General features: G+C 53.0%; 25 protein-coding genes. 14 read left to right on the top strand and 11 right to left on the bottom strand.

Annotation, left to right across the window (positions count from 1 at the left end; translation table 11 throughout):
- Positions 1–124 precede the first annotated feature (124 nt).
- From JXQ85_RS06395 to JXQ85_RS06420, 6 genes are all read left to right on the top strand, one after another.
- The gene (locus JXQ85_RS06395; RefSeq protein ID WP_421748052.1) at positions 125–589 is read left to right on the top strand and encodes a hypothetical protein; all 465 of its coding nucleotides are present in this window, start codon (positions 125–127) and stop codon (positions 587–589) included.
- A gap of 92 nt (positions 590–681) precedes the next feature.
- Positions 682–1,815 (top strand): carboxylate-amine ligase, encoded by a 1,134-nt coding sequence (locus JXQ85_RS06400; protein WP_421748053.1) that lies wholly within the window; start codon positions 682–684, stop codon positions 1,813–1,815.
- Positions 1,816–1,974: 159 nt separating this feature from the next.
- Positions 1,975–3,114: an acyl-CoA dehydrogenase family protein gene (locus JXQ85_RS06405; protein ID WP_421748054.1), complete on the top strand. Its 1,140-nt coding sequence runs from the start codon at positions 1,975–1,977 to the stop codon at positions 3,112–3,114.
- 21 nt (positions 3,115–3,135) lie between these two features.
- Positions 3,136–4,176, top strand: coding sequence for an enoyl-CoA hydratase/isomerase family protein (locus JXQ85_RS06410; RefSeq protein ID WP_421748055.1), 1,041 nt, complete (start codon positions 3,136–3,138; stop codon positions 4,174–4,176).
- 3 nt (positions 4,177–4,179) lie between these two features.
- Positions 4,180–5,052 (top strand): 3-hydroxyisobutyrate dehydrogenase, encoded by an 873-nt coding sequence (mmsB, locus tag JXQ85_RS06415; RefSeq protein ID WP_421748056.1) that lies wholly within the window; start codon positions 4,180–4,182, stop codon positions 5,050–5,052.
- Positions 5,053–5,119: 67 nt separating this feature from the next.
- Positions 5,120–5,308, top strand: a complete 189-nt coding sequence (locus JXQ85_RS06420) for a YgaP family membrane protein (protein WP_421748057.1) — start codon at positions 5,120–5,122, stop codon at positions 5,306–5,308.
- A 52-nt stretch (positions 5,309–5,360) separates the two neighbouring features.
- Here the strand turns inward: JXQ85_RS06420 and JXQ85_RS06425 are convergent, their stop codons facing one another.
- Positions 5,361–6,131, bottom strand: a complete 771-nt coding sequence (locus tag JXQ85_RS06425) for a helix-turn-helix domain-containing protein (RefSeq protein ID WP_421748058.1) — start codon at positions 6,129–6,131, stop codon at positions 5,361–5,363.
- Positions 6,132–6,260: 129 nt separating this feature from the next.
- Here JXQ85_RS06425 and JXQ85_RS06430 point away from each other — a divergent pair, with 129 nt between their 5' ends.
- Entirely contained in the window at positions 6,261–6,704 is a 444-nt protein-coding gene (locus JXQ85_RS06430) for an excinuclease ABC subunit A (protein WP_421748059.1), read from the top strand.
- A gap of 54 nt (positions 6,705–6,758) precedes the next feature.
- Here the strand turns inward: JXQ85_RS06430 and uvrA are convergent, their stop codons facing one another.
- Positions 6,759–9,617, bottom strand: a complete 2,859-nt coding sequence (uvrA, locus tag JXQ85_RS06435; RefSeq protein WP_421748060.1) for an excinuclease ABC subunit UvrA — start codon at positions 9,615–9,617, stop codon at positions 6,759–6,761.
- 322 nt (positions 9,618–9,939) lie between these two features.
- Between uvrA and JXQ85_RS06440 the strand changes: the two genes are divergently transcribed.
- Positions 9,940–10,503, top strand: a complete 564-nt coding sequence (locus JXQ85_RS06440; RefSeq protein ID WP_421748061.1) for a hypothetical protein — start codon at positions 9,940–9,942, stop codon at positions 10,501–10,503.
- A 96-nt stretch (positions 10,504–10,599) separates the two neighbouring features.
- Here the strand turns inward: JXQ85_RS06440 and JXQ85_RS06445 are convergent, their stop codons facing one another.
- The 6 genes from JXQ85_RS06445 to JXQ85_RS06470 all read right to left on the bottom strand — a co-directional run bounded on the left by JXQ85_RS06445 (position 10,600) and on the right by JXQ85_RS06470 (position 19,292).
- Positions 10,600–11,160, bottom strand: coding sequence for a methyltransferase domain-containing protein (locus JXQ85_RS06445; RefSeq protein ID WP_421748062.1), 561 nt, complete (start codon positions 11,158–11,160; stop codon positions 10,600–10,602).
- A gap of 29 nt (positions 11,161–11,189) precedes the next feature.
- A complete protein-coding gene (gene lpdA, locus JXQ85_RS06450) occupies positions 11,190–12,584 on the bottom strand; it encodes a dihydrolipoyl dehydrogenase (protein ID WP_421748063.1) in 1,395 nt (464 codons plus the stop codon).
- 244 nt (positions 12,585–12,828) lie between these two features.
- Entirely contained in the window at positions 12,829–13,401 is a 573-nt protein-coding gene (locus tag JXQ85_RS06455) for a DUF924 family protein (protein ID WP_421748064.1), read from the bottom strand.
- A gap of 96 nt (positions 13,402–13,497) precedes the next feature.
- Complete coding sequence (locus tag JXQ85_RS06460; protein WP_421748065.1) at positions 13,498–14,751, bottom strand: MFS transporter; 1,254 nt, start codon at positions 14,749–14,751, stop codon at positions 13,498–13,500.
- A 92-nt stretch (positions 14,752–14,843) separates the two neighbouring features.
- Positions 14,844–15,890, bottom strand: a complete 1,047-nt coding sequence (gene queA / locus JXQ85_RS06465) for a tRNA preQ1(34) S-adenosylmethionine ribosyltransferase-isomerase QueA (protein ID WP_421748066.1) — start codon at positions 15,888–15,890, stop codon at positions 14,844–14,846.
- Positions 15,891–15,920: 30 nt separating this feature from the next.
- Positions 15,921–19,292: an AsmA-like C-terminal region-containing protein gene (locus JXQ85_RS06470; RefSeq protein ID WP_421748067.1), complete on the bottom strand. Its 3,372-nt coding sequence runs from the start codon at positions 19,290–19,292 to the stop codon at positions 15,921–15,923.
- An 83-nt stretch (positions 19,293–19,375) separates the two neighbouring features.
- Between JXQ85_RS06470 and bcp the strand changes: the two genes are divergently transcribed.
- The 5 genes from bcp (at position 19,376) to JXQ85_RS06495 (ending at position 23,628) form a co-directional block, all read left to right on the top strand.
- Entirely contained in the window at positions 19,376–19,843 is a 468-nt protein-coding gene (gene bcp, locus JXQ85_RS06475; RefSeq protein ID WP_421748068.1) for a thioredoxin-dependent thiol peroxidase, read from the top strand.
- A gap of 26 nt (positions 19,844–19,869) precedes the next feature.
- Positions 19,870–20,688: a ferritin-like domain-containing protein gene (locus JXQ85_RS06480; protein WP_421749036.1), complete on the top strand. Its 819-nt coding sequence runs from the start codon at positions 19,870–19,872 to the stop codon at positions 20,686–20,688.
- Positions 20,689–20,856: 168 nt separating this feature from the next.
- A complete protein-coding gene (locus tag JXQ85_RS06485) occupies positions 20,857–22,164 on the top strand; it encodes a DUF5930 domain-containing protein (RefSeq protein ID WP_421748069.1) in 1,308 nt (435 codons plus the stop codon).
- Entirely contained in the window at positions 22,154–22,651 is a 498-nt protein-coding gene (locus JXQ85_RS06490) for a bactofilin family protein (protein ID WP_421748070.1), read from the top strand. The genes JXQ85_RS06485 and JXQ85_RS06490 overlap by 11 nt, the downstream gene beginning before the upstream one ends.
- A 101-nt stretch (positions 22,652–22,752) precedes the next feature.
- A complete protein-coding gene (locus JXQ85_RS06495; protein WP_421748071.1) occupies positions 22,753–23,628 on the top strand; it encodes a DMT family transporter in 876 nt (291 codons plus the stop codon).
- On the opposite strand, the gene JXQ85_RS06500 is transcribed toward JXQ85_RS06495, so the two are convergent.
- The 3 genes from JXQ85_RS06500 to JXQ85_RS06510 are packed head-to-tail and all read right to left on the bottom strand — an operon-like array spanning position 23,625 to position 24,963.
- Entirely contained in the window at positions 23,625–24,257 is a 633-nt protein-coding gene (locus tag JXQ85_RS06500; protein WP_421748072.1) for a class I SAM-dependent methyltransferase, read from the bottom strand. The genes JXQ85_RS06495 and JXQ85_RS06500 overlap by 4 nt on opposite strands.
- Positions 24,258–24,285: 28 nt before the next feature.
- Positions 24,286–24,510 (bottom strand): helix-turn-helix transcriptional regulator, encoded by a 225-nt coding sequence (locus tag JXQ85_RS06505; protein ID WP_421748073.1) that lies wholly within the window; start codon positions 24,508–24,510, stop codon positions 24,286–24,288.
- A 3-nt stretch (positions 24,511–24,513) separates the two neighbouring features.
- Entirely contained in the window at positions 24,514–24,963 is a 450-nt protein-coding gene (locus JXQ85_RS06510; RefSeq protein WP_421748074.1) for a hypothetical protein, read from the bottom strand.
- Between the two features lie 223 nt (positions 24,964–25,186).
- Here JXQ85_RS06510 and JXQ85_RS06515 point away from each other — a divergent pair, with 223 nt between their 5' ends.
- The gene (locus JXQ85_RS06515; RefSeq protein ID WP_421748075.1) at positions 25,187–25,696 is read left to right on the top strand and encodes a gluconokinase; all 510 of its coding nucleotides are present in this window, start codon (positions 25,187–25,189) and stop codon (positions 25,694–25,696) included.
- The last annotated feature ends 10 nt before the right edge of the window (positions 25,697–25,706 follow it).

Raw genomic sequence — 25,706 nt, forward strand, 5'->3', positions numbered from 1 at the left:
CTTGGAGTTTTTCTACTTAAGATTGTAAGTTTTAATTGAAACCATATCTCCTTTTGATACTATAAGGATAACACTTTGAATTTTATAAACGAATAAACACTCCACCAATCAGTCGATCTTATGCATGCCAACCAAATTTTTCTCACTCCCAGAAAAACGCCTCGTATTTGCTTGTCTTTACGGGCATGTCACGCCCGAAGATCTGATAGATTGGGACCTTGAAAACCGGCTTCAGGGTCTTGCAGCGACGGACATCAATGTTCTGATTGATCTCTCTCAAAGCGCGGGAACTGATATGACTTTCGAGGATATCAATGCGATCTTTGGGCGACTTGAGCGCCATTATGAGCCGCGCAATCAAAAGCTGAAATTGATCCTATTTGCCCCTGACGATGTCACCTTTGGCATGAGCCGAATTTTACAATCTCTTTCCGGCTCAAGTGAACACATCGAGGTGCAGGTCTTTCGCCATACTACGCTGCTGGATGAAATCTTGCCGGAGATTGACGATAGTTTCCAAAACATTCGCACCCTCGCGCAATGCAACTGCTCTGATCCCACAACAGAAAAAAAGAGCAGCGGCACATAGGAACGATCCGGACCTATCTGCTTGCACCTCACTGAATTCCCTGCCTTACTGACTAAAAAATAGACAAAAAAGTCGCGGACAGTGGAGGATTTATGCCTGTCAAAGAACCTGATTTCACCATTGGTGTTGAAGAAGAATACCTGCTGGTCGACAAAGACTCATTCGATCTGGCACCGGCCCCTGCAGCATTGATGGAAGAATGTCAGGCAGAACTGCAAGGCCAAGTCAGCCCTGAGTTTTTGGATTGCCAAATTGAAATTGGGACCACCGTTTGCAAAACGGTTGGCGATGCGCGTGAAGATCTTAAACGACTGCGCAGCACGGTTGCGCGGGTTGCGGCCAAACATAATCTTGCTCCGATTGCCAGCTCTTGCCACCCTTTCAGCGATTGGCGACGCCAACGTCACACCGACAAAGACCGTTACAATCAGCTCTCAAATACCCTGGGCGGCGTGGCGCGACGGATGTTAATCTGCGGCATGCACGTGCACGTCGGTATCGAAAGTCGCGAAATGCGCATCGATATCATGAACCAGCTTAGCTATTTCCTGCCGCATTTGCTGGCACTTTCTGGGTCTTCCCCCTTCTGGCAAGGCGATGACACAGGGCTGTCCTGCTATCGATTAACGGTTTTTGACAACCTGCCGCGCACTGGTTTGCCACAAGTGATGGACAGTTGGGGGCAATGGGAACGATCCGTTGAAGCATTGAAAATGCTGGGCGTGATCGAGGACAGTTCCAAAATCTGGTGGGATCTGCGCCCCTCCAGCAAATTCCCAACACTTGAAACCCGCATTTGCGATGTGTCTCCGCGTTTGGAAACAACCTTGTCGGTGGCCGCACTCAACCAATCCCTGGCGCGCATGCTTTATCGTTTGCAAACCAAAAATCAGCGCTGGCGCCTCTATGACAGCTTCCTGATCAAAGAAAACCGCTGGCGCGCACAACGCTATGGCACCACCGAAGGCCTGATCGATTTCGGCCGTCGTGAAATAGTGCCTCTGGCTGATTTGATTGGTGAATTGCAAGAATTGACCGCCGAGGATTCAGCGCTGTTTGAAAGCCAGGCAGAGTTCGAAAATGCGATTTCAATTGCGCAAAAGGGCAATGCGGCGCAGGATCAACGGGCCGTTTTGAGCGCCTCATTGGATGCTGGGAAATCTCAAGAGGACGCGATGCGTGATGTCGTCAAATTCCTCACAGAAGAATTCCACGCCGACCTCTGATTTTTGAGCCAAAACGACCCAATATTTGCACCTTGATCGTCGCGTTCTAAAAAGGACGCGACGTCGCTAACCTATTTAAGTCCTGACACATTCTCGAAAGAAAGTTATTATACGAACAACTGTTCATTTATGAAAAATAGACTGACTGGGAGACGCCACATGGACTTTGCTCTGACCGAAGAACAAACGCTGATTTTCGACATGGCCAAAAGCTTTGGAGAAGAGCATATCGCTCCGTTTGCACAAGAATGGGAACGTGCGGGCACCATTCCAAAAGACCTGTGGCCGAAGCTAGCGGAACTGGGGTTTGGCGGCCTTTATGTCTCTGAAGAATATGGCGGATCTGGCTTGTCGCGTCTGGATGCGACATTGGTGTTTGAAGCCCTCGCCATGGCCTGCCCTGCGGTTGGCTCCTTCCTATCGATCCACAATATGTGCGGTGGGATGATTGATAAGTTTGGCTCTGAAGAACTAAAGCAACGGGTGCTTCCAGGACTTTGTTCCATGGAAAAAATCTATTCCTATTGCCTCACAGAACCGGGCAGCGGCTCAGACGCCGCGGCGCTAAAAACCCGGGCTGAGAAATCTAATGACGGCTATGTGCTCAACGGCACCAAGGCCTTCATTTCAGGTGGCTCCTATTCCGATGCCTATGTCGTCATGTGTCGCACCGGCGAAGATGGCCCAAAAGGGATCTCAACTGTGATTGTTGATGACGGCACAGAGGGCCTGACCTTCGGTGCATTGGAACAAAAAATGGGTTGGAAGGCTCAGCCGACAACCCAAGTACAGTTTGATGACTGTAAAATCCTACATGAAAACCTTGTCGGCGACGAAGGTCGTGGCTTTTCCTACGCCATGGCAGGTCTTGATGGCGGACGTTTGAACATCTCTGCTGGTGCCCTGGGAGGAGCGCAGCAAGCGCTTGATCAGACCGTACAATATATGTCCGAACGCAAAGCCTTTGGCCGTTCGATAGACCAATTCCAAGCGCTGCAATTCCGCCTCGCGGAGTTTGAAACCAAATTGCAAGCTGCGCGTATCTTTCTGCGTCAAGCGGCTTGGAAACTGGACAACAAAGACCATGAGGCCACAAAATTCTGCGCCATGGCCAAACTGATGGTTACGGATGTCGCGTCTGAAGTCGCCAACGGCTGCCTGCAACTGCACGGGGGTTATGGATATCTTGCGGACTACGGCATCGAGAAAATCGTGCGGGATCTACGGGTCCATCAGATTTTGGAAGGCACAAACGAAGTCATGCGTCTGATCATTGCGCGCCAGGTCATTGTCTCCTAACTCACTATAAAGGCGTATAAAATGAGCGATATTAACATTCGCAAACAGGGCAAGACAGGGCGCATTACCTTCACTCGCCCAAAGGCCTTGAACGCGCTCAGCTATAAAATGTGCCTCGCCATCGAGGAAGCATTGGACACCTGGGCAGAGGATAGCGATGTGGAGATGATCGTCATCGACGCAGAGGGCGACCGCGCCTTTTGCGCAGGTGGTGACATTGGCGAACTTTATGAGACCGGCACCAAAGGCGATTTCGCATATGGGCAAAAGTTTTGGGCCGACGAATACCGCATGAACGCCAAACTGTTCGAATTTCCCAAACCCGTGGCGGCGTTTATGCACGGCTTCACCATGGGCGGCGGTGTTGGCGTTGGTGGCCACGCGTCACATCGCGTGGTTGGGGACAGCAGCCAGATCTCCATGCCTGAATGCGGCATCGGTTTGGTGCCAGATGTGGGTGGCAGCTATATTCTTGCCAATGCACCGGGCCAGACCGGTGTTTACCTCGGCTTGACCGCTGGTCGTATGGATGCCGCAGACGCAATCCACGCAGGTTTCGCGGATTACTACATTCCAGAGGCCAACTGGCCGGCACTCATCGCACAGCTGGAAGAGACCGGCGATTATGCCATGATCGATGCGGCTGCGCAGGTGCCTTCTGAAAGCAGCCTTGCCAAAAATCAAACCCAAATTGATACCCATTTTAGTGGTGCTGCTTTGGGTGATATCCTCACTTCACTGAAACATGACGACAGTGAATTTGCCGTCAAAACCCTGAAAACCATGTCGCGGAACTCTCCGCTGTCCATGGCCTGCACCGTGGTTCTGATCCAACGCAACCGCGCGTTCGACAATATCCGACCGGCCCTGCAGCAGGAATACCGTTTCACATATCGCGCGGCGGAACACACTGATTTCATTGAAGGTATCCGCGCAGCCATCATCGACAAAGACCGTACACCAAAGTGGCGTCACAGCCTGGAGGAGCTGCCATCAGTCGCGGTCACTCAAATGCTGATGCCGCTTGGCGATGCGCAACTGACTTTTGAAAAGGGAGAGTAAGCCATGAAGATCGGGTTTATCGGATTAGGCAATATGGGCGGTCCAATGGCGGCCAATCTCGCCAAGGCGGGTCACGAGGTGACGGGCTTTGACATGGCAGATGTCAACATCGAAGGCGTCAGCATCGCTAAAACCGGTGCAGAGGCTGCAAACGGAGCTGATGTGGTCATCACCATGCTGCCAAACGGTCAAATCCTGCGCTCTGTGGCCAATGAGATCATCCCGGTGATGCCCAAAGGGGCAGCACTTGTCGATTGCTCGACTGTGGATGTCGACAGCGCAAAGGCTGTCGCGCAGCAGGCTGAGGACGCAGGGCTTCAGTCGGTAGATGCTCCGGTCTCTGGCGGTATTGGTGGGGCCGCTGGCGGCACTTTGACCTTCATGGCGGGCGGCAGCGCCGAGGCATTCGCTAAGGCAGACCCGCTTTTTGACATCATGGGACAAAAGGCCGTGCATTGCGGTGAGGCAGGCGCCGGCCAATCCGCCAAGATCTGCAATAATATGATCCTTGGCGTCACTATGATTGCCACCTGCGAAGCTTTTGCTTTGGCTGATAAATTGGGCCTCGACCGTCAGAAAATGTTTGACGTGGTCAGCACCTCATCCGGCTATAGCTGGACGATGAACGCCTATTGCCCTGCCCCCGGCGTGGGCCCACAAAGCCCATCTGACAACGATTACCAACCGGGGTTCGCGGCAGAGCTGATGCTCAAAGATCTGCGCCTGTCACAACAGGCTGCGACATCGGCTGATGCCGACACGCCTATGGGCGAAATGGCCAGCAATCTCTACGCGCAATTTGTTGAAAACGAAGATGGACTAGGGATGGATTTCTCCGCCATGTTGCCGCGCTTTGAAAAACGTGGTCGTGGTTGATCTGGATCATATTCAGATTTGAGAATGTAATATAAGAAGGCATCATCCATTCAGAAAGGAATAGATGATGCTTACAAAAAACATTGGCGCGATCGACCGCGCATTTCGGCTTATTCTTGGTGCAATCCTAATCCTTGGCGCGATCCGTGAAGGGCATCTCTGGATGTGGATCGGCGTGATCCCATTGATCACCGGTCTGATCAGCAGCTGCCCGCTATACTCATTGGTTGGGATCAATACCTGCAAAAACACCTAGATGCTTCAGGCGGGTGGCTGCACCCTCTCAACGGACGTGCAACAACGCCACCCTATCCCTGCTCCATCATGGCAAAGATCGTGCGACGGGTGTCTTCATCTACTGGGAAAAACAGTTCGATCCTCAATTCGGACATGGCAACATCTTCGACACCGCCAAATTGCGCGATGGTGGAAAAGAAAGACAAGACCTGCCCGCCAACGCTATACCGCGCTGGGATGATTGTCTCTCCGGCGCTGTGCATATGTTGGTCAGCAGGTACATTGGCTTGCAGCCTCTCAATGGCCTTTTCCAACACCGCATCGCGCCCAAAATGAGAAAGCTCAGTGCGCAAACGCGTCAGCATCAAACGCTCGACCTCTTCAAGATTCTCAAGCGCCCCGCGTAGGGCGTGATTGTCGAGGAAGGCATCCAGCAGACTATCCCCGGCCGTTAATGACACAGTCGAAAACAGCATCTCTGCGGGGCGGTTCAAAGCGACCAAAACCCAATGCCGATCCACAGCAATCGCAGGATAAGGCGCATGCTGACTCAGCGTCCAATCCATCGCCAAACGTAAGGGGGCCATGTCCTCTTCGCTTAAGGATCGACTGTCATAATGCGCGGCCCAGCCTGCGGCCACGAGCAACTGATTGCACGCACTGCGTGGCATATCCAGTTCTTCGCTCAATCGCAAAGTCATCCCGCGACTGGGCTGCGACCGACCCGTTTCCAAAAAAGAAATATGCCGCGCGGAAACCCCGGTTGAAAGCGCCAATTCAAGTTGGCTCATCCGCCGAATTTGCCGCCATTCTTTTATGATATCCCCAAAACCGTCACGCATACTGCCTCCTTGCTTCAGCTCAGCTTACTTCAAAGAAAACCTGTTGCCACTTACCTGTGAGGTAATTGTTTTGCTGATGTGAATGCAGGAACTCTGCGCACATGACCAATGTGAACAAAGGACCATCACATGACATTAGACACATCCATTCGCATTCTCAGGTTTGCCTGCGCCGGCACAGTCCTCTACGCCACCGCCTTGATTGCAGGTCTTTTTCTGGAACCCTTTGCAGCCTTCAATAATTTCTTTGTGGATATTGCCCACATGCCGATGGACGGCGCAGAGACCATCGAAACCCCAACCGAGCGGCTTTTTCTGGCAATCTTCGCCGGGCTAATGGTGGGTTTCGCAGGCTTTGTTTGGCAGATCACGACACATGTCTATTCAGAAAACCCAAACCTCGGCGCTAAGATCATCATCCCTGCGGTTCTGGCCTGGTACATCCCAGACGGCATCGGATCCTTGATTGCTGGCGCTTGGTTCAACGTGGTGATGAACACGTTTTTCTTAGCCCTGTTCCTTTTGCCAGTTCTGCTAGCGAAAAAGACCAGCCAAAGAACGCAGGCGGCCTAATTTCACCTTTGCAAAATACTCTCAGAATACTCCGAGAGGCGGCGGGGCGAGCCCCTACTCCGCCGCAACACGCGCTTGGTTTAGCATCTCTTTCAGGTAACGCCCTGTATGACTGCGCTGCGCATTGGCCACCTCTTCCGGCGTGCCTTCAGCCACAACTTCACCACCGCCATCACCACCCTCAGGGCCGATATCGATGATATGATCTGCGGTTTTTACGACATCCAAGTTGTGTTCAATCACAACAACCGTATTGCCCTGCTCCACCAATTCATGCAGCACTTCCAATAGCTTACGCACATCTTCAAAGTGCAAGCCTGTTGTCGGCTCATCCAGAATATACAGCGTGCGGCCGGTTGAGCGTTTCGCCAGTTCCTTTGACAATTTCACCCGCTGCGCTTCACCGCCTGAGAGCGTCGTCGCTTGCTGGCCGACCTTGATATAGTCCAGGCCAACCCGGCTGAGCGCTTCCATCTTATCGCGGATCGACGGCACCGCTTTAAAGAACTCTTTGGCGTCCTCAACGGTCATATCCAGCACATCTGCAATGGACTTGCCTTTGAATTTGATCTCCAAAGTCTCGCGGTTATAGCGCGCACCGTTGCAGGTTTCGCACTGAACATAGACATCCGGCAAAAAGTGCATCTCGATCTTAATAACGCCGTCGCCCTGGCAAGCCTCACAACGCCCCCCCTTCACATTGAAGGAGAAACGCCCTGGCTTATATCCGCGCGTCTTCGACTCTGGCAGCCCAGCAAACCAGTCACGGATCGGCGTGAAGGCCCCGGTATAGGTTGCAGGGTTAGATCGCGGTGTACGCCCAATCGGACGTTGGTCGATGTCGATGACCTTATCTAAATGCTCAAGCCCTTTGATGGTCTCACACGGCGCAGGCGTTTGGCGCGCACCGTTCAGACGCATGGATGCGGTCTTAAACAAAGTTTCGATGGTCAGCGTGGATTTACCGCCGCCGGAAACACCTGTGACACAGACAAATTTGCCCAGTGGGAAATCAGCTGTCACATTTTTCAGGTTGTTGCCAGTTGCCTTTACAACTGAAAGCTTCTTGCCATTGCCCTCGCGACGTTCGGCCGGAATGCTGATCTCACGCACACCAGACAAGTATTGACCTGTCACCGATCCCGCATCAGCAATAATTTCTGCAGGCGTGCCCTCGGACACAACCTGACCACCGTGCACACCCGCGCCGGGTCCAATGTCAAAGACGTAGTCCGCCTCGCGGATTGCTTCTTCGTCGTGTTCGACAACAATGACGGTATTGCCTTGGTCTCGCAAGTTCTTCAGCGTGCCAAGCAGACGGTCATTGTCGCGTTGGTGCAAACCAATCGACGGCTCATCCAACACATAGAGAACACCGGTCAGGCCAGAGCCAATCTGACTTGCCAAACGGATCCGCTGACTTTCACCACCGGACAGAGTACCACTTGAACGTGACAGCGTAAGGTATTCTAATCCAACGTTATTTAGAAAACCAAGACGCTCAGAAATCTCTTTAACAATCGCCTTTGCAATCTCTTGTTTCTGCGGCGTCAGGCTTTCGTGAACTGTCGCCATCCAATCCGCGGCTTCACGGATCGACATCTCAACAACTTGGCCCACATGCATGCCCGCAATCTTAACCGCCAGCGCCTCTTCACGCAGACGATAGCCACCGCAGGCCCCGCATGGCCGATTGTTTTGATAGCGTTCAAACTCTTCGCGGATCCAATTGGAATCCGTCTCGCGATAGCGCCGCTCCATGTTTGGAATGACGCCTTCAAAGACCCGCGTGACTTCGTAAACACGGCCGCCCTCATCATAGCGGAACGGGATTTCCTCTTCTCCGGAGCCGTATAAAAACACCTGCTGCACATGTTTCGGCAGCTTCTTCCAGGTTGTGTTCTTGTCAAAATCGTAATGTTTGGCAATTGCCTCGATGGTCTGCAGGAAATACGGAGACTTCCCTTTCCGCCAAGGTGCCAGGGCCCCGTCATAGATCTTTAGGGTCGCATCCGGCACCACGAGCTTTTCATCGAAATAAAGCTCTTTGCCCAACCCATCACATTCCGGACAAGCCCCGAAAGGCGCGTTGAACGAGAACAAGCGCGGCTCAATTTCAGGAATGGTGAAGCCAGACACCGGACAGGCGAAGTTTTCAGAGAAGGTGATGCGCTCAGGGTCACCCTCTTTCGGTGCCGTCTCCAACACCGCAATGCCGTCCGCCAGGTCAAGTGCTGTGCGCAGGCTGTCCGCCAACCGCGTTTCCAGCCCCTCACGGATCACAATCCGGTCCACCACCACATCAATGTCGTGGCGGTATTTTTTGTCCAATGTCGGCGGTGTGTCGAGCTCATAGAACTCGCCATCGACTTTCACCCGCTGAAAACCCTGTTTGCGCAGTTCCAGAAACTCTTTTCTGTATTCACCTTTGCGATCCCGCACGATTGGGGCGAGCAGATAGCCGCGTGTGCCCTCGTCCAGCGTCATCACGCGATCAACCATGTCCTGCACTTGCTGAGCTTCGATGGGCAGACCGGTGGCAGGGGAATACGGCGTTCCGACCCGCGCAAACAACAGGCGCATGTAGTCGTAAATCTCGGTGACCGTCCCAACGGTCGAACGTGGATTTTTGGAGGTTGTCTTCTGCTCAATCGAAATCGCCGGGCTCAGGCCCGCGATATGATCAACGTCAGGTTTCTCCATCATATCAAGGAATTGACGAGCATAAGCGCTGAGGCTTTCCACATAGCGGCGCTGGCCTTCAGCATAGATCGTATCAAAGGCCAAAGACGATTTCCCGGACCCAGACAGACCGGTGATCACCACCAGCTGGTCGCGCGGAATATCCACATCAATGGACTTCAAATTATGCTCGCGCGCGCCGCGCACCTCGATGTTTTTTAGCTCAGCCATACGGGCCCCCAAATGCAGCCCTTCACAGATAGGTCGTGGGGCCTGAGTCTCCAATAGCAAATAGTGAACAAAATATGAACACTCAATTGATATCTATAGAGTCGTCCCCTGAACTAAAAGGAATCTCAAGGGGGGAATTTAAGAATGCACCAAATTACGTGTTTAGCTGACAGATTCTGGCAGTACTCTGAGGTGCGGTTAGTTCAGGGCAGCTTTGCGGACAAAGCTGCTGCTCATTCTGAAGTCGGCGCTAGAAGCAAATCAAGTAATCAGGTTAAAATAAGTTTTCCCCAAAAGTTTCCAATTTTGAAATGGGTGTTTCATGAAGTTGAGCTCAGCGATGTTCAAACCTAGAAATGGGATGCTCTCTGCCCATCTCTTCGAAAACCCACGAGTTGGAGTGGATCGCGACCTCTATTGGTCCGTGCACTTTGACTTTGCTTCATTTCAATATGAAGGGGAAATTGAGGAGCCGAATTGCATGGTCGATTGGCTTGTTTTTCCTCTGCACGAACTAACGCTGCAACAATCCATTTTAGCTTCGAAGACCCTAAATCCCATGGGTGAAGCCTCATGCTACTTTCAGGGCACACATTTTGATGCCAGTTTGTGGGAGCTTTCTGTTAGGCGCTTGGAAACCGCAAAGAGTTGGTCTTTAGAATATGACTTAACCATAGATTTCTGGACGGTAGATGAGGACGGCCCCACAGAACTTCAAATGAAGGGAGTTACAGACTTGGAGTTTGGTGGCTTTGATATTGTGAAAGACAATTTTACGCCGAAAGTTATAACTCAAAAAGATGCCTTCGACTTACTAAACCAGCACATTGCCGTTGATAAAGAATGGAATTGCTATGATGAGGGCTTCAAATTTGTGATCCGATAAGCGTCTGCATTGGGCTCGAAACAGACATTCACCGCAATCACATCTAAGGATGTTATTTGGAATAGATACTTGCCTCTAATGTCCCAGAGAGAACAATCAAGCCTTCCGCGCCAAAGCCCAAGCGACAATTGGGAACTGTCGGTCGTTCTCCATATTATCTTTGTCCTTGTCATATTCCGGCGGCCAATCGGCCTCCAGATTGCGCATCGCAGCTTCGCGGTTGCCCCATTGTGCCGATTTCACCTGATCCTCTGCAAATCCCGCTTCAATCAGCAGGTTTGCAAGACCACGCGCTGACCAACGAGAGCAGTCATGCGGCGCACCGTGATAAGGAATGTGGAACGGCACCGCGAGCCAGAAATAGCCGCCCGGACGCAGCATTTCCATCACGTGTTTGGTGGCCGCATAGGGGCGGTCCAGATGCTCCCAGACCTGATTGGCGAGGATCAGATCGTATTTCAGAACCTCGCCGTCCGCGTAACGCACCGGCCCCGTGCAAATGTCATGCGCCGGGAACTTATATTGCACGTAGGACTTGGTCTTCAGGTTCATGCCCCATTGGCCCGAGATCTCGGCCACATCCATATCCTCGACGCCAATCTCCTCCATCATTTTGCGGGATCGGCGGTTCATAATGATCCGGTTTAGGCTGGGCATCTGCTCTCGTCCTCTAAAGGGGCTTCAAATTATATATGTAGCGCCCTTCCGTAGGCATCGAGGACGCTTTCGTGCATCATTTCAGAAAGCGTTGGGTGCGGGAAGACCGTTTCCATCAAATCTTCTTCGGTGGTTTCCAGCTGGCGACCAACAACATAGCCCTGGATCATTTCGGTCACTTCGGCGCCGATCATATGCGCGCCCAGAAGTTCGCCGGTTTTCGCGTCAAAGATGGTCTTCACCATGCCCTCGGGTTCGCCCAAAGCGATGGCCTTGCCGTTGCCAATGAACGGGAAGCGACCCACTTTTATGTCATAGCCAGCCTCTTTGGCTTTGGCCTCGGTCAATCCCACAGACGCGACCTGAGGATGACAATAGGTGCAGCCCGCAATGCTTTCTGGTTTCACTGCATGCGGTTTACCACCTGCAATAAGTTCCGCGATCATCACACCCTCATGAGAGGCTTTGTGCGCGAGCCAAGGCGCACCCGCGACGTCACCAATAGCATAGAGCCCATCAACACCGGTGCGGCAGTATTCATCTGTGACCACATGTGTGCGGTCGATTTTCACACCGAGCGCCTCAAGCCCCAGACCTTCGACATTGCCAACAATCCCCACAGCCGAAATCACAGCATCAAAGTCCTGCTTGATTACCTTGCCGCCAGCCTCGATATGGGCCGTGACCTTGCTTTTGCTGCGGTCCAGTTGCTTGACCATGGTTTTTTCCATGATCTTCATGCCCTGCTTTTGGAAGGCCTTCTTGGCAAAGGACGAAATCTCGGCATCTTCCACTGGCAGTATGCGATCCATGACCTCAACAACCGTCGTCTCAGCGCCCAGCGTGTTGTAGAAGCTCGCGAACTCAATACCGATGGCCCCAGAGCCGATAACCAGCAGTTTCTTTGGCATATGCGGCGGTTGCAGCGCATGTTTGTAGGTCCAAACGCGATCTCCGTCGGCCTCAAGTCCCGGCAATTCGCGTGCACGGGCACCGGTGGCCACAACGATGTGCTTAGAGGTCAACTCTTCAATACCCTTGTCGGTTTTGACAGCGACTTTGCCTTTGGCCGGCAAAGTCGCTTCCCCCATAAAGGTTGTGACCTTGTTCTTTTTCATCAGATGGCCAATGCCCGAATTCAGCTGCTTGGCCACGCCGCGCGAGCGTTTAACAACAGCGTCTAAATCGTAGGAGATATTATCGGCGCTCAGTCCATAATCCTTAGCGTGGTTCATCAGATGAAAGACTTCCGAAGACCGCAGCAAAGCTTTGGTGGGGATACATCCCCAGTTGAGGCAAATCCCACCCATATGCTCGCGTTCGATAATGGCCACCTTCAAACCCAATTGCGCGCCGCGAATGGCGGCAACATAGCCCCCCGGCCCTGCTCCAATTACGATCATATCAAAGGATTTTGCGGCCATGAGGTCCTCCAAGGGTAATGCGTTTCATGAACCTTACGAAGCCATGCGCGAAGTGCAACGAGGTTTTTGCCGCGTAATTTTATGTCGCGATGGATTGAGCATTCATATTCAGGCGATCGCCCGCTAAGATGGGCCTTGGCAAAGCTTACCGAGCCTCCGGCAATCGGCGTCAGACAAAGAAAAACGCTGAAACCGAAGCGACGGTTTCAGCGTTTCATTTTTTTGGTGCGATTTCAGTGCAGCGTTACGCCGCCTGCAGTTCCTGCACCGTGGACCCGTAGCCACCTTTCGTCAGGTAAGCCAGTTCAAGCTGTGTGCTGCGACGCCCGGTTTCAGCATTGCGATGTGGGAACCGACCAAAAGACCGGATCACTTCGCGGTGCGCGCGGGCATGAAGCAACATGCTGTCCGCATTTGTCAGACGTTCTTTGATCAAACGCACACAGCGGTCCTGATCACAGTTATTTTCGGAATGCATCAGCGGCATGTAAAAGAACATACGCGCAGGTTCTTCCAAGCGCAGGTCCCACTTTTTGCATACAGCTGCCTTTGCTGCCGCCAAGGCCCGACGATCCGAAGAATAGGCTTTGCCGTCGCCGCGGAACATATTGCGTGAGAATTGATCAGTTAGAATGATATAAGCGAGGGACCCGGACGCATAGGTCAACCACTGGCCCAATCCTCCGTTCATCGCTTCTTCCCAAGTGCTTTGGAAACGATCCCGGATCTTTTGATCCAGTTCTTCGTTCGAAATGTACCAGTCCTTCGGCTCAACTTCATCAAGCCAAAAATTCAGTATCTCCTCAGGCCCTGCCATAGCCTTTACTCCTTTTGAGAGACATCATTCTGTTACAAAAACGTTACGCCTCAAATTAGGTGAGTGAAAAGTCATTTTTTGCTTCAAAACCGACATTTACCTCTCATTGTCGTCTTCAGACGCCTCTTCTGACGCAATTTGTGCAACTTCTAAGGCAATCGGCGAAAATGTTGGCGCTAACGCTGCATAAGACCCGGTTTCCTCAACTGACGGTGCTGCTCGAATCGCCATGCGATAGGATGCGTAGGCAGCCAGCAACATCATGAGGGCGACCATATAACCGAAGTACGCAATTGGTCCGTAGAGGTTCATTGACCAACCAATCACAATCGGGCCGGTGATCGCGCCCACCCCGTTAAGAAACAAAAGCGCGCCTGAGGTGCCTGCCATTTCATCGTGGCTCACGAAGTCATTCGTATGGGCCAGCAACAGGGAATACAGCGGGTTGGTTGTCCCACCCAGAACAAAGGCAGCGACAAGCAAAAGCGTAAAATTGTCCAAATCGATCATGCCCGCAAAGCCGCCAAAGATCGCACCAACAGAGACCAGAAGGATCAACAGGCGACGGTCCATCCGATCAGACAACCACCCAATCGGGAATTGCGTCACCACGGCCCCGACATAGATCATAGCAACAAACAACGAAATCTGCGGGATGGTCATGCCGATCTCTGTGGCGAAAACGGCCGCCATGCCAAATTGAGCCGCAAACATTCCCCCCAAAAGCACGGTCCCAACAAAGCCAAGTGGCGAGACATTCCAGAGATCTCGAAACCCCATGTTTTTGGATTGCTCAAAGGCTGGCGTCGGCACGACCGACAGCAAAATTGGTGCAAAGGAAATCGAGATCAATACCGATGGGATGACAAACAGGACAAACCCGGATGGATCCCCCAGAACCAAAATCCCCTGCGCCGCGATAATCCCGAGCATTTGAACAATCATATAAAAGGACAGCGCCTGCCCACGTGTTTCATTGGAAGCCGCGTTATTCAGCCACCCTTCAGCGGTGACATATACGCCCGAGAAACAAAATCCGATGACCACGCGAATGGCAACCCAAGCCCAGGGATCAGATACCACCGGGAAGAGGATCAAACAGGCGGAAATGAAAGACGCCAAGGCTGCGAAAACTCGCACGTGACCAACACGCCGGATCATCTCTGGAGTCAGTTTTGATCCCCCTAGAAAGCCGACAAAATAAGCGGACATCACATAGGACATCTGTGTGGTCGAAAACCCTTCGATTTCACCACGAATACCTAACAGCGTTCCGTGCATGCCATTGCCAAGCATCAAAAGCAAAATACCAAGCAATAGCGCCCATGCGCCTGACAGGAACTGACCCATTTGCGTGTCTCCAGATTGGACCTGAGAATAAGTACTGCAGCGGATTGCTGATTCCGCCAAGCCTGAAGTTTTCGATGTTTGATTTTTGCGCCTTACGGCAGCAGCAACGAGGAATCTCCGTAAGAGAAAAACCGGTAGTCGCTTTTGATAGCGTGATCATAAATCTCGCGCACGCGCTCTTGCCCCATCAAAGCTGAAACCAGCATCATCAATGTGGATTTCGGCAGATGAAAATTGGTCATCAGCGCGTCAGCTACGTTGAAGGTAAAACCCGGGTAGATAAAGATATCGGTCTCACCTTCCCAGGGTTCAATCTGCCCGCTGCGCGCGGCACTTTCGATCAGGCGCAAAGCGGTTGTACCCACAGGAATAACGCGCGCCCCATTGGCTTTGGTTGCAGCAATCTCTGCAGCCGCTTGTTCACTGACCCGCCCCCATTCCGCGTGCATCTTATGGGTGGTCACGTCATCGACTTTCACTGGCAGGAACGTCCCGGCCCCAACATGCAAAGTCACGTGTGAAAACTCGACGCCCATATCCGCGAGGCTTTGCAATAAGGCCTCGTCAAAATGCAATGACGCTGTCGGTGCGGCAACCGCCCCGGAATAACGTGCAAAAACAGTCTGGTAGTCGGTTTTATCTTGTTCGTCCGCTGCGCGTTTCGCCGCAATGTAAGGCGGCAGAGGCATGGCACCCGACGCCTGCAATGCCGCTTCAAAGGCATCGCCATCCGCATCAAAGCGCAACACGGCCTGACCGTCTACTTTGCTTTCCAATGTTGCTGTGAAGTCATCAGAGAAATGAATGACTTCACCCTCATTGATCTTTTTTAAAGGCTTTAACAATGCCCCCCATAGGCCTTCGCCTTTGGGTTCCAGCAGTGTGACTTCGATCTTGGCTTGCACAGAGCCCTGCGCGCTGTCACGGCGACGTACGCCTGAAAGGCGCGCGGGAATGACCTTAGTGTCATTCAGAACCAGCCGATCGCCAGGGCGGAAATACTGTGCGATATCTGAAACAACGGAATCCGTGATCTTATCCTGACTGGCCACCAGCAATTTAGCTGAGGTGCGCGGATTGGCAGGCCGGGTCGCGATCAGGCGCTCGGGCAGATCAAAGTCGAAGTCAGAAAGCTGCATTTTGAGGGTCCGCTGGTCTCTAGATTAAGTTTATTGGGTTTGCGCGGTGCCATCGTTTCCGGGCACTTTGGTCGGGCGGCGGAAAATGTCCCGAAGGAAGCCCGGCGTCAAGACAGAAAGCGGGTTCACCGACACGGATGGGCTATCAGATGTTCCGCGCAGGCTGTAATTGAAGCCGAACAGCCCCTCGCCCTTTTTGGCAACAGGTCGCCCAATCGCGTTTACTAGGTAGATCGGGGATATCACCCCCTGCATATCAAGCTGCGCATTGTTCAGGTTATAGACCCCGTCCATCGAAATCCCCATCGAAGGACCTGCAGCACTGCCCTGTGTCAGATGCACATATTGCGGCGTCAGTTTGAAGGCAGCGCTGACATCAGCAAAGGCAATACCCTCACCACCCAACTGATCTAGCAAACCCACAATACTCAGCGCATTTAACAATTCAGCCATCGCAGGCGCATCTTTCACCCGCACCGAACTTGCATTGAGGCGCCCCAGAAAATGACCTTCAGGGCCGTCGGGCTGCAGCGTGACCTCCAGCTGGCCCCCATGGGCCTGCTTCAGAATGCCCGCAGATCGCATGGTCCCGCCCGCATCGTTAGATCGAATGCGCACAGCACTGCGGCCTTGACTTGGAACAATAGTGCCTTGGATGGCTGCGCCGCCATTAACCTGTGCGGTGAAATCTCCGTTAAATCCGCCGCCGGTTGCAAATTGGCCAGCAAATCCCGTCAGCGAGATCCCATCTGATATTGTCACGCGATCCAGATTGCCTTGGATCGATGTGCTTTGCCCACCGCCCCCTGACTGTGGCCCCGCATTGACGGAAGGCGCGTTGCGCATATCCAGTGTGCCAGAGCGTAGAACGATGTTTGGCGTGCCGTTGCCGCGTCCAACAAGATCAGCCTGCGCAGACAACCAACGACCAACCTGCACTTTGCTAAGGCTCACACGATCAAGCCCACCACTGTCTTTTAGCGAAATCGCACCCTCCGCACTGAGGCCCGGTGCTTCTAGAACCAGACGCGAGACTTGCAACGGCGTGCTCAGTTGGCCTTGCACCTCGAGCGTCCCTGCACGGTTGGCCGGTTTCGACCACCCAAGCGGCGTAATTGCCATGCGCAAACCAACCGTGTCTGACTGCACACGGAACGTACCGGGTGATCCTCGCTTAAGCTCCAATGCAAACTCAGCAGTATTTTGGCCCGAAACCATGTCTTGGGTCAGACCAATATTGAATTCATCAATAAAACGCTCACTCAGCTCCAATCGGCCGGTAACAGTGCTTGCGCCGCCATTGCCCGGCCCCAGAGCTGTTTCAAACAGAGCTTCAAAAGGCACCTGACCGATCCGCCCCGGTCCGGAGAGGCGCAGGCTATCATTGTCGACTTTTGCCCGCATCAATGGCACGGCAATCACCTTGTCTTTGATAAAATGAGACGTGCGAACATCGGTCAGCTCCGCCTCGAGTTCAAACGCGACCTCTTCGGCCTTCAGCTTTTGCACCAATGGTATCTCAAGAGCCCCAAAGACCTTGGCACGGCCTTCTGCCAGATCAACAGGCAGATTTGCTTTGCTGAGAAACGAGAGCGGCGCGTGGTCCAGTAAGGCCAAAGTTGCTGTCACAGTGCCATCGGTTTTCAAGTTCACTTCAGACAGTGCAGGTTTGAGGCGTGTGTCCGGGATCACAAAACTGGTGCCCGCTACGTCAATCACACCGCCTTGGCCCGGTGTTGCAAATCCTTCATGCGCCAAAACGGTAAACCGCGAACCATCAAGGACCGCCTGCCCCTTGCCACCAGTAATAATCGGCAAGGTTTTAGCATAGCGCACCGAAGCATCGCGGAAATTAAAATCAACATAGGCGTCTGGTTTTGAGCCAGGCACCGACCGCAGCGCAAAATTGATGTCCTGCAGCCAACCTGCAAAGATGTTTTCATCAATCCATTTACGGGTTTTCGGAACCGCGTTTTCAGGCCACCAATCCACAACGCGCTGCGCCTCGAGCGCATCCATGTGGCCGTTCACAGCCACAATCCAATCGTCTTCAGTGGCCTGCAGTTTAGCGTCCAGAACCAACGACTGCCCACGATCACGGATCAGCATTTCGCCGATATGCAACTCAAAGGGATCAAGCTGCAGCCTCAGATCAGCCTGCGCGTGCTCAAGCCCAATCGGCGCGTCAAAGAGATCTGCAGGATTGCCCGACAACTCGGTCAATTTGAACTGAGCGATCAAAGCATTGGGCAGACCCGTGGTGAATTCTTCGAGATGTGCCTTGCCTTCAGCGCGTGCCGTGATCCAAGGGCTTTCAACAAACAGCTCGTCAAAAACGATGGTATTGGTTTCAGGCTGATAAGTCAGATAGGCATGCGCCGCTTCAAACGGCACCCCTTTGGCCCCGTCTTCTGGCTGGATCACCCCATCGGCAATCTGCAGCGTCGCGCTCAGCGGTCCAAGTTCACCCGCATCATCGATTTCAACCCGCATCGCACCAGAGATGGGCGCATCTATAATGTTTAACCAAGCCAGCGCCGGCGATTGGCTGGAGATATCTTCGGACACCACATCTTCAATATTTATGCCAAAACCTGCGGCTGTTTCGCCGATATTGCTTTCGTAATTGAACTCCAAGGTCGAAACATAATCGCGACCGCCCAACAAGGCGAAATTGGATGCCATACGCAAAGCATCGCCATCCCGGCTCATCTGCATTTGACCGCCATCCACAGTCCAGGAACGTTTCGCTCTGAGATCGTCAAACTGGATGGTCACCGCATCGATGTTAACAGCGGTCAACCGTTCAAACTGAGGCAGGCTCAACCAGCCGTCGATCTGGTTCACCACGTCAGAAAGGGCAGTATTGGGTCTGTCCGCGGCCTCTGCCCGGCCAAATGATACCCCGACCTGCCCTGCATCACTTCTGCGCGCTGCCAAGAATACGCCGGACAGTCGAATATCAAGCGGCGCAACCTGACGCTTTAGCAAGCGGCGATAAGATAAAGAGGTTTCCGCCTCGGTGAACTCGATCGGCGCGGCACCGTTGTCGGGCGTGATCATCACACGTTCAAGCAGGATCCGCGGGTGCCAATCTTTTTGTACTTCGATGGTCAGCCCATCAAACGTGACATCCGCACCGGGTAAAGCGTTGGAAAACTGTTCCTGAGCGATGTCGCGCATCCACTCCGGCGCCTGCATTGTGCGCCCGTGGCTGTACAGCAACCCCGCAACTAAGGCAGCACACATCACCAAAACCACGGCGACCGTGCCCAAAATTGTCCACCAGCTCCAATGTCGTTTCTTGCGAGTCTTCACAGCTTTCGCACCAGCCTCAGAATCTGGGGCATCTTGCGCCTGTGAAGCGTCGGTCGCATTTTGATCAGGAGAAGGATGCGTCATAGGTGACGTGTCGGCCTTACGGTTGCTTGTCGTAGTCTCTGCCCTAGCATATAGCCTTAAAGAAAAATCCCCAAGGAGCTGCCATGCTGAACATCGGCGATATTGCGCCCGACTTCACCTTGCCGGAAACGGACGGAGATCTCGTAACTCTTTCTGCGCAAAAACCAAACCCTGTTGTTTTGTTTTTTTACCCACGTGACAACACCAAAGGCTGCACGGTTGAAGCGATCGACTTCACCCAAGCTGCTGCTGACTTCGCGGCGGCAGGCACAAAGGTCTATGGAATTTCCAAAGATGATTTGAAAAGCCACGCCAAATTTCGCGACAAACAAGAGCTAACTGTCCCGCTTTTGTCTGACGCCGAAGGCACGGTGTGCGAAGACTACGGTGTCTGGGCCGAAAAGAAGATGTACGGCAAAACCTTCTTTGGCATTGTGCGCACAACGGTTCTGATCGACGCAGAGGGCAAAGTCGCGCGCGTGTGGAACAAAGTCAAAGTGGCTGGACACGTGGATGAAGTTCTCGCCGCAGCACAGGAGCTGGCGGCGTGACTGCCCTAAGCAAGCCACTTGCCGAGATGGCGGTCGATGTGTTGACCACAGCGGATGGGCGCGAAAAAACTGCTCTTTCCCGGCGCTATGCAGCTCAGTGGTTTGCAGCACGTAAAGCAGGATCGGATGTAGAAGTCGGATCGGGCGAACCACCCCTGCGTCCGGCACGACCTGAGAAACCCGATCTTTTGTCGCCACGCGATGTACCCCGCCGCCGTCCAGGCTCGCGTCCAGGCCAGATTGCATTGCTGCATGCAGTGGCGCATATCGAGCTCAATGCGGTTGATCTGCATTGGGATTTGATCGCGCGTTTCACCGACACAAAATTCCCAATGGGGTTTTATGATGATTGGGTGAGAGCTGCGGATGAAGAAAGCAATCACTTCAACCTAATTTGCAACTGCCTTGAAAAGCTTGACAGTTTTTATGGCGACCTGCCAGCCCATGCGGGCATGTGGCGCGCGGCTGAAGATACAATAGATGATCTGATGGGCCGTCTGGCTGTGGTGCCGATGGTTTTAGAAGCGCGCGGTTTGGACGTGACCCCGGGCATGATCGAAGTCTTTAAAAAGGCAAAGCTCGACGATGTCGTGGACGCTTTGGAAGTGATCTATTCCGAAGAAGTCGGCCATGTGGCTTACGGGTCTAAATGGTTCCACTTCCTTTGTGGCCGTCACGAACTGGACCCGAAAGATGAATTCCACAACCTTGTGCGCAAATACTTCCATGGCGCGCTGAAACCGCCCTTCAACGAAGAAAAACGCGCCGAAGCAGGCCTGCCACCGGATTTCTACTGGCCGTTGACCGATGAAATTCCAGATAAAAATCCACTAAGTTCGGGTTAAGTCCGGCAAATACCTGCCGATTTATCCGTAAAAATCTGCTCAAAGTTGTATCACCCCGCAAAATCCTTGCGAGGTCTTTCCCTGCTCGCTAAGGAACTGCCAGCGTTGCCGGGGACAAAGAGTGCACGCATCGAAGATGACTGGGTTGGGACTAATAAGGGACGGGATGTGAGAACACGTCTGGCTATCCATATTCACGCGTTTCTGGAGCGGTTTTTTCCAGAACGCAGACTTTTCCTTCGCTCTGAAACGGACACGCGGTTTATCCGTTTGCGTCCGGGCACGCAGCTGATCGCCTTCACAGGTGTCGGCTTGCTGATTGCATGGAGCATCGTTGCCACCGCCATTCTTGTGATGGACAGCATTGGCTCTGGTAATTTCCGTGAGCAAGCAAAGCGCGATCAGGAAACCTATCAGCTGCGCCTGAACGAGATTTCCAGCGAACGCGATTTGCGCTCTGGTGAGGCAGTAGCGGCTCAGGAACGCTTTAATGCAGCTCTTGAGCAAATCTCCCTGATGCAATCTCAACTTCTGTCCTCTGAAACCCGTCGTCGGGAATTGGAAACCGGTATCGAGGTCATCCAATCCACCCTGCGCCGCACGATGAAGCAACGTGACGAAGCGCGGGTCGCCCTGGCTGACACGCAGAATGAATCTGGCGATAACACCTCTATCGCTGCTCAGGATTTGAATGCTGCAGGCGTGGATGCACTGGCTGTGGCATTGGCTGAAACCGCCAAGGAACGCGATGAGGTCTATGCCGAAGCGCAGGCTGCCCTGCTGCGCGCGGATGAGATGAAGCTGGAACTTGAGCTTCTGGAAGAGAAAAACGAACAGATTTTCACCCAGCTCGAAGATGCGATGACAGTCTCTGTCGAGCCTTTGGAAAAAATGTTCTCCAATGCGGGTCTGTCCACCAAGTCACTGCTGCAAGAAGTTCGCCGTGGCTATAGTGGCCAAGGTGGCCCGCTGACACCGCTGTCGATTTCCACATCCGGTGGTGTGCTTGATCCAAATGCAGCCCGCGCGAATGCCCTGCTGAACGATCTGGATCGTTTGAACATGTACCGCATCGCTGCGGAAACGGTGCCATTTGCCAACCCTGTGAAAGCTGCTGTGCGTTACACTAGTGGATTTGGTATGCGTTGGGGCCGCATGCACAAGGGCTCTGATTTCGCGGGTCCACATGGCACGCCGATCTATTCTACGGCTGATGGCGTGATCGTTCACGCGGGTTGGTCGTCCGGATATGGACGCCTCATCAAGATCAAACATGCCCATGGAATTGAAACCCGTTACGCCCATTTGGCAAAAATCCGCGTAAATGTTGGCCAAAGGGTCTCGCGTGGAGAACGTATAGGTGATATGGGCAATTCCGGACGGTCTACCGGGACGCATCTTCATTACGAGGTGCGCATCAACGGCAAGGCTGTAAACCCAATGAATTTTATCAAGGCTGCACGAGATGTTTTCTAAAAGCAAAATCAATGAGCCCGGCGCGAAACCAACAGATTCCGCGAAACCGGCCGCCCCAGAAGCTGCCACCATCCCGGCAGCACCAAAGGGAGCAGACATGACACCAACCGCGCCAAAGGCGAAGCCGCCAGCATCTGTGCTGTCTTCTGACCTGCATGTTCAGGGCAACATGAAGACAACTGGCGATATCCAGGTCGAAGGCACCGTCGAAGGTGACATCCGAGCGCACCTGCTGACCATCGGTGAAACCGCCACTATCAAAGGTGAAGTGATCGCTGATGATGTTGTGGTCAATGGCCGTATCGTCGGTCGCGTGCGTGGCCTGAAGGTTCGCCTAACCTCAACAGCACGTGTTGAAGGCGACATCATTCACAAGACAATCGCAATTGAATCCGGTGCGCATTTCGAAGGCTCTGTCCAACGTCAGGACGACCCATTGAACGGTAAGTCCAAAGCGCCTGCAGCAGCTGCTGCACCAAAAGCTTAAACAACGCCTGACAAACTAGGATTTGAAAAGGCACCTTAGGGTGCCTTTTTTGTGGGCCACGGATCAAATTGGTCTGAATTTCTTACCTCTGGGCAGTGTTAATGACAAAATCTTCGATCTCTCCTAATCTTGCGGGCAGTCTTTGGATGGTCGCCGCGATGTTCGGTTTCGCGCTAGAGGACAGTTTCTTCAAAGCCAGCACCGACACTCTGCCAATTGGGCAAGCCATTGTTTTGCTGGGCGCAATTGGTGCTGCGATTTTCTCCGTTCTCGCGCGCAGAAATGAACAGTCTTTGGTCGTAGCAGAGGTGCGCTCAAAGCCCATGATCATCCGCGCGGGCTTTGAAATCACCGGGCGTCTATTTTTCTTTCTCGCCATTGCATTGGCGCCTCTATCGGCCGCGACGGTCATCCTTCAGGCCACACCAATTGTGGTTGTGGCTGGCGCCGCGCTTTTCCTTGGTGACAAAGTCGGTTGGCGCCGTTGGGCGGCGATCGCGCTGGGGCTGACGGGTGTGCTGATTGTCCTTAATCCAGATAGTCAAAGCTTTACCTGGCATTCGGCCTTTGCTGTCATCGGCATGCTTGGATTTGCAGGCCGTGACCTTGCTAGCCGCGCAGCACCTGCGTCTCTCTCAACCAGTGTTCTGGGGTTCTATGGCTTCCTCGCCATTATCATCGCTGGACTTCTTTACCGCGCTTGGAGCGGTGAGGCCTTCATCCCGGTGGCTTTCGAAAATGGCAGCCAGATCGCACTGGCCGCCGTCTTTGGGGTTCTCGGATATTCATGCCTAATGAAAGCTATGCGCACCGGCGAAATTTCTGCTGTTGCGCCATTTCGCTATTCCCGCCTTTTGATTGGCTTGGGCATTGGTGTGCTTTGGTTTGGTGAGACCCTGACCACAAGAATGATGATCGGCAGTGCCATCATCATTTTGGCGGGGCTGTTTTTGTTGTGGCGTGGGAAATCCGATTAATCGACCCGTCGCGCTATGGCAAACAAAGTCGGCGTCCCGTCGGGCTGCCAGTGATGTTCGATTTCAAACCCATGGTCTTTGATCATTTTCTGTAAAGCAGTCGCCTTTAGAAATCGAATTCTCGGCAACACTCCGATTGCGCCAAGTACGGGTAGAAAATACCGACCAAGGCCTTTCCCATCACCAAGACAGACTGTGGATGACACAAAAACCCCGCCCGGCTTCAGGCTCTTGTGGACCTTATCCAGAGTAGATTCTGCGTCTTTAATCAGATGCAGGATCGACATGCCAAGAATGGCATCATACCCCTGCCCTTCGACGGGCACCGGCCAATCTTCAAAACTCGATACTTCGAACGATACGTTTGGTGCACTTTGATCCCAAAGTTTTTCTCGTGCGATCGCGATCATTTCTTTGGAAAAATCAATTGCATCCATCTTTGCAACCCTTGGTGCATGGATCAATGCGGTAGTACCGGTCCCGCAGCCAAATTCAAGGACGTGATCAGTTGGGCGCAGGTATTCAGCGGTTTTATCAAGTTTGACCTGATAAGCGGCGGGGTTGCCCACTGGGCTTTTGGCGTATCCGCGCGCCATTTTGTTCCAGAAAAAAGTAGGGCTTAAAAGCATAGCAGCATTCCTCGTTAAATGACGGGCATCATTGCGCGTCGATGATGTCAAAGACCTCTTCCAGAGGCTTTCCAAAGGTCCGCGAAATCAGGATCGCGAGTTCCAGTGTGGGTGAATATTTGGCATTCTCGATGGCCACGATGGTTTGGCGCGTGACGCCCACGCGTTCGGCCAAATCCTTTTGCGTCATCTCATCCGCATCAAAGCGCAGGCGGCGAATATTATTGGTGATCTTGAGTTTGGTCTTTCCCATCGATCAATAGCCCCGACGGTAGCTGAAAAAGCGTACAAGATCAGACCCCATGGCTCCGGCCGCCATGCCGAAATACATGATATTGAGACCGACCAATACGGAGTGGTCCAAGGCCATCGCCAAAATCCCTCCCACAAACCCCGTACCCGCACCTGCGACCACAGCAAAAATTCCGCGGCGTTCAAACATGCGATCACGTTCGTCCACGACAAAGCTTGGTTTTTCCTGTCCGGTGAAAATGGCGAAGAGAATATTAAACAGGATGGTGCCAACGATGGTCGCGGCAATTGAAATCGGGATTATCCAGATTACCATTTTTGCCCAGACGTTGGCAGCATCAGCGCCGTCAAAGGCCCCGCTTGCGTGCATGTTCAGCAGGCGCGACACGACGTAGGTGAACGTGATGAGGTTCACTAGCATCGACACGACAGTGTTGCGATCTTGAAAAGTCATAAGGCCTCCTTGGGCAATCTATTGGGCAGTCTATTGCGTTGCTTGTGTCTAGTATTTCGCACTCCATGTCTAATTTTCAACACACTGAGTATAATATTTTTTACACTCTGAGCATTATCAATAACTTACGCCGTAAATTTCTGGCGACATTGACTATGATTTCAGAGATGTTTGCGCTATCAGAGCGTCATTCAACACAAGACCGAGCGAAGGAAGGGCCAAAATGCATCCGCGCACGATTATCGTCATGGGCGTCAGCGGCGTCGGAAAAACCTCGGTGGCGCTTGGTCTGACGGCGCATTTTGATGGGATCTATATTGAGGCCGATGACCTGCATCCGCCAGAAAATGTAAAGGCCATGTCTGAAGGCACTCCACTGACTGATGAGATGCGCGCGCCTTGGCTCAAGTCCGTGGCGCAGGCAATCGCTGATGAACATCGCAAGGTCAAGGATCGGACCGTGGTTGCCACCTGCTCTGCCCTCAAACGCCAATATCGTGATGTGATCCGGGCAACGCTGCCCGATGCGCATTTTGTGTTTCTGACCGCAGATAAAGACCTGATCACATCCCGCATGAGCGCGCGGGAGGGTCATTATATGCCCGTGTCTTTGCTGGAATCTCAACTCGCAACGCTAGAGCCGCTTGCCGAAGATGAAGCGCATACTGAGGTGGATGTTTCAGGTACACCTGACGAGGTTACTTCCCGAGCAATAAAAACCCTCAGCTCGTAAGGGCTTGATC

This window comes from Cognatishimia sp. (assembly GCF_049116455.1).
In the GTDB taxonomy this organism is placed as follows: Bacteria; Pseudomonadota; Alphaproteobacteria; order Rhodobacterales; family Rhodobacteraceae; genus Cognatishimia.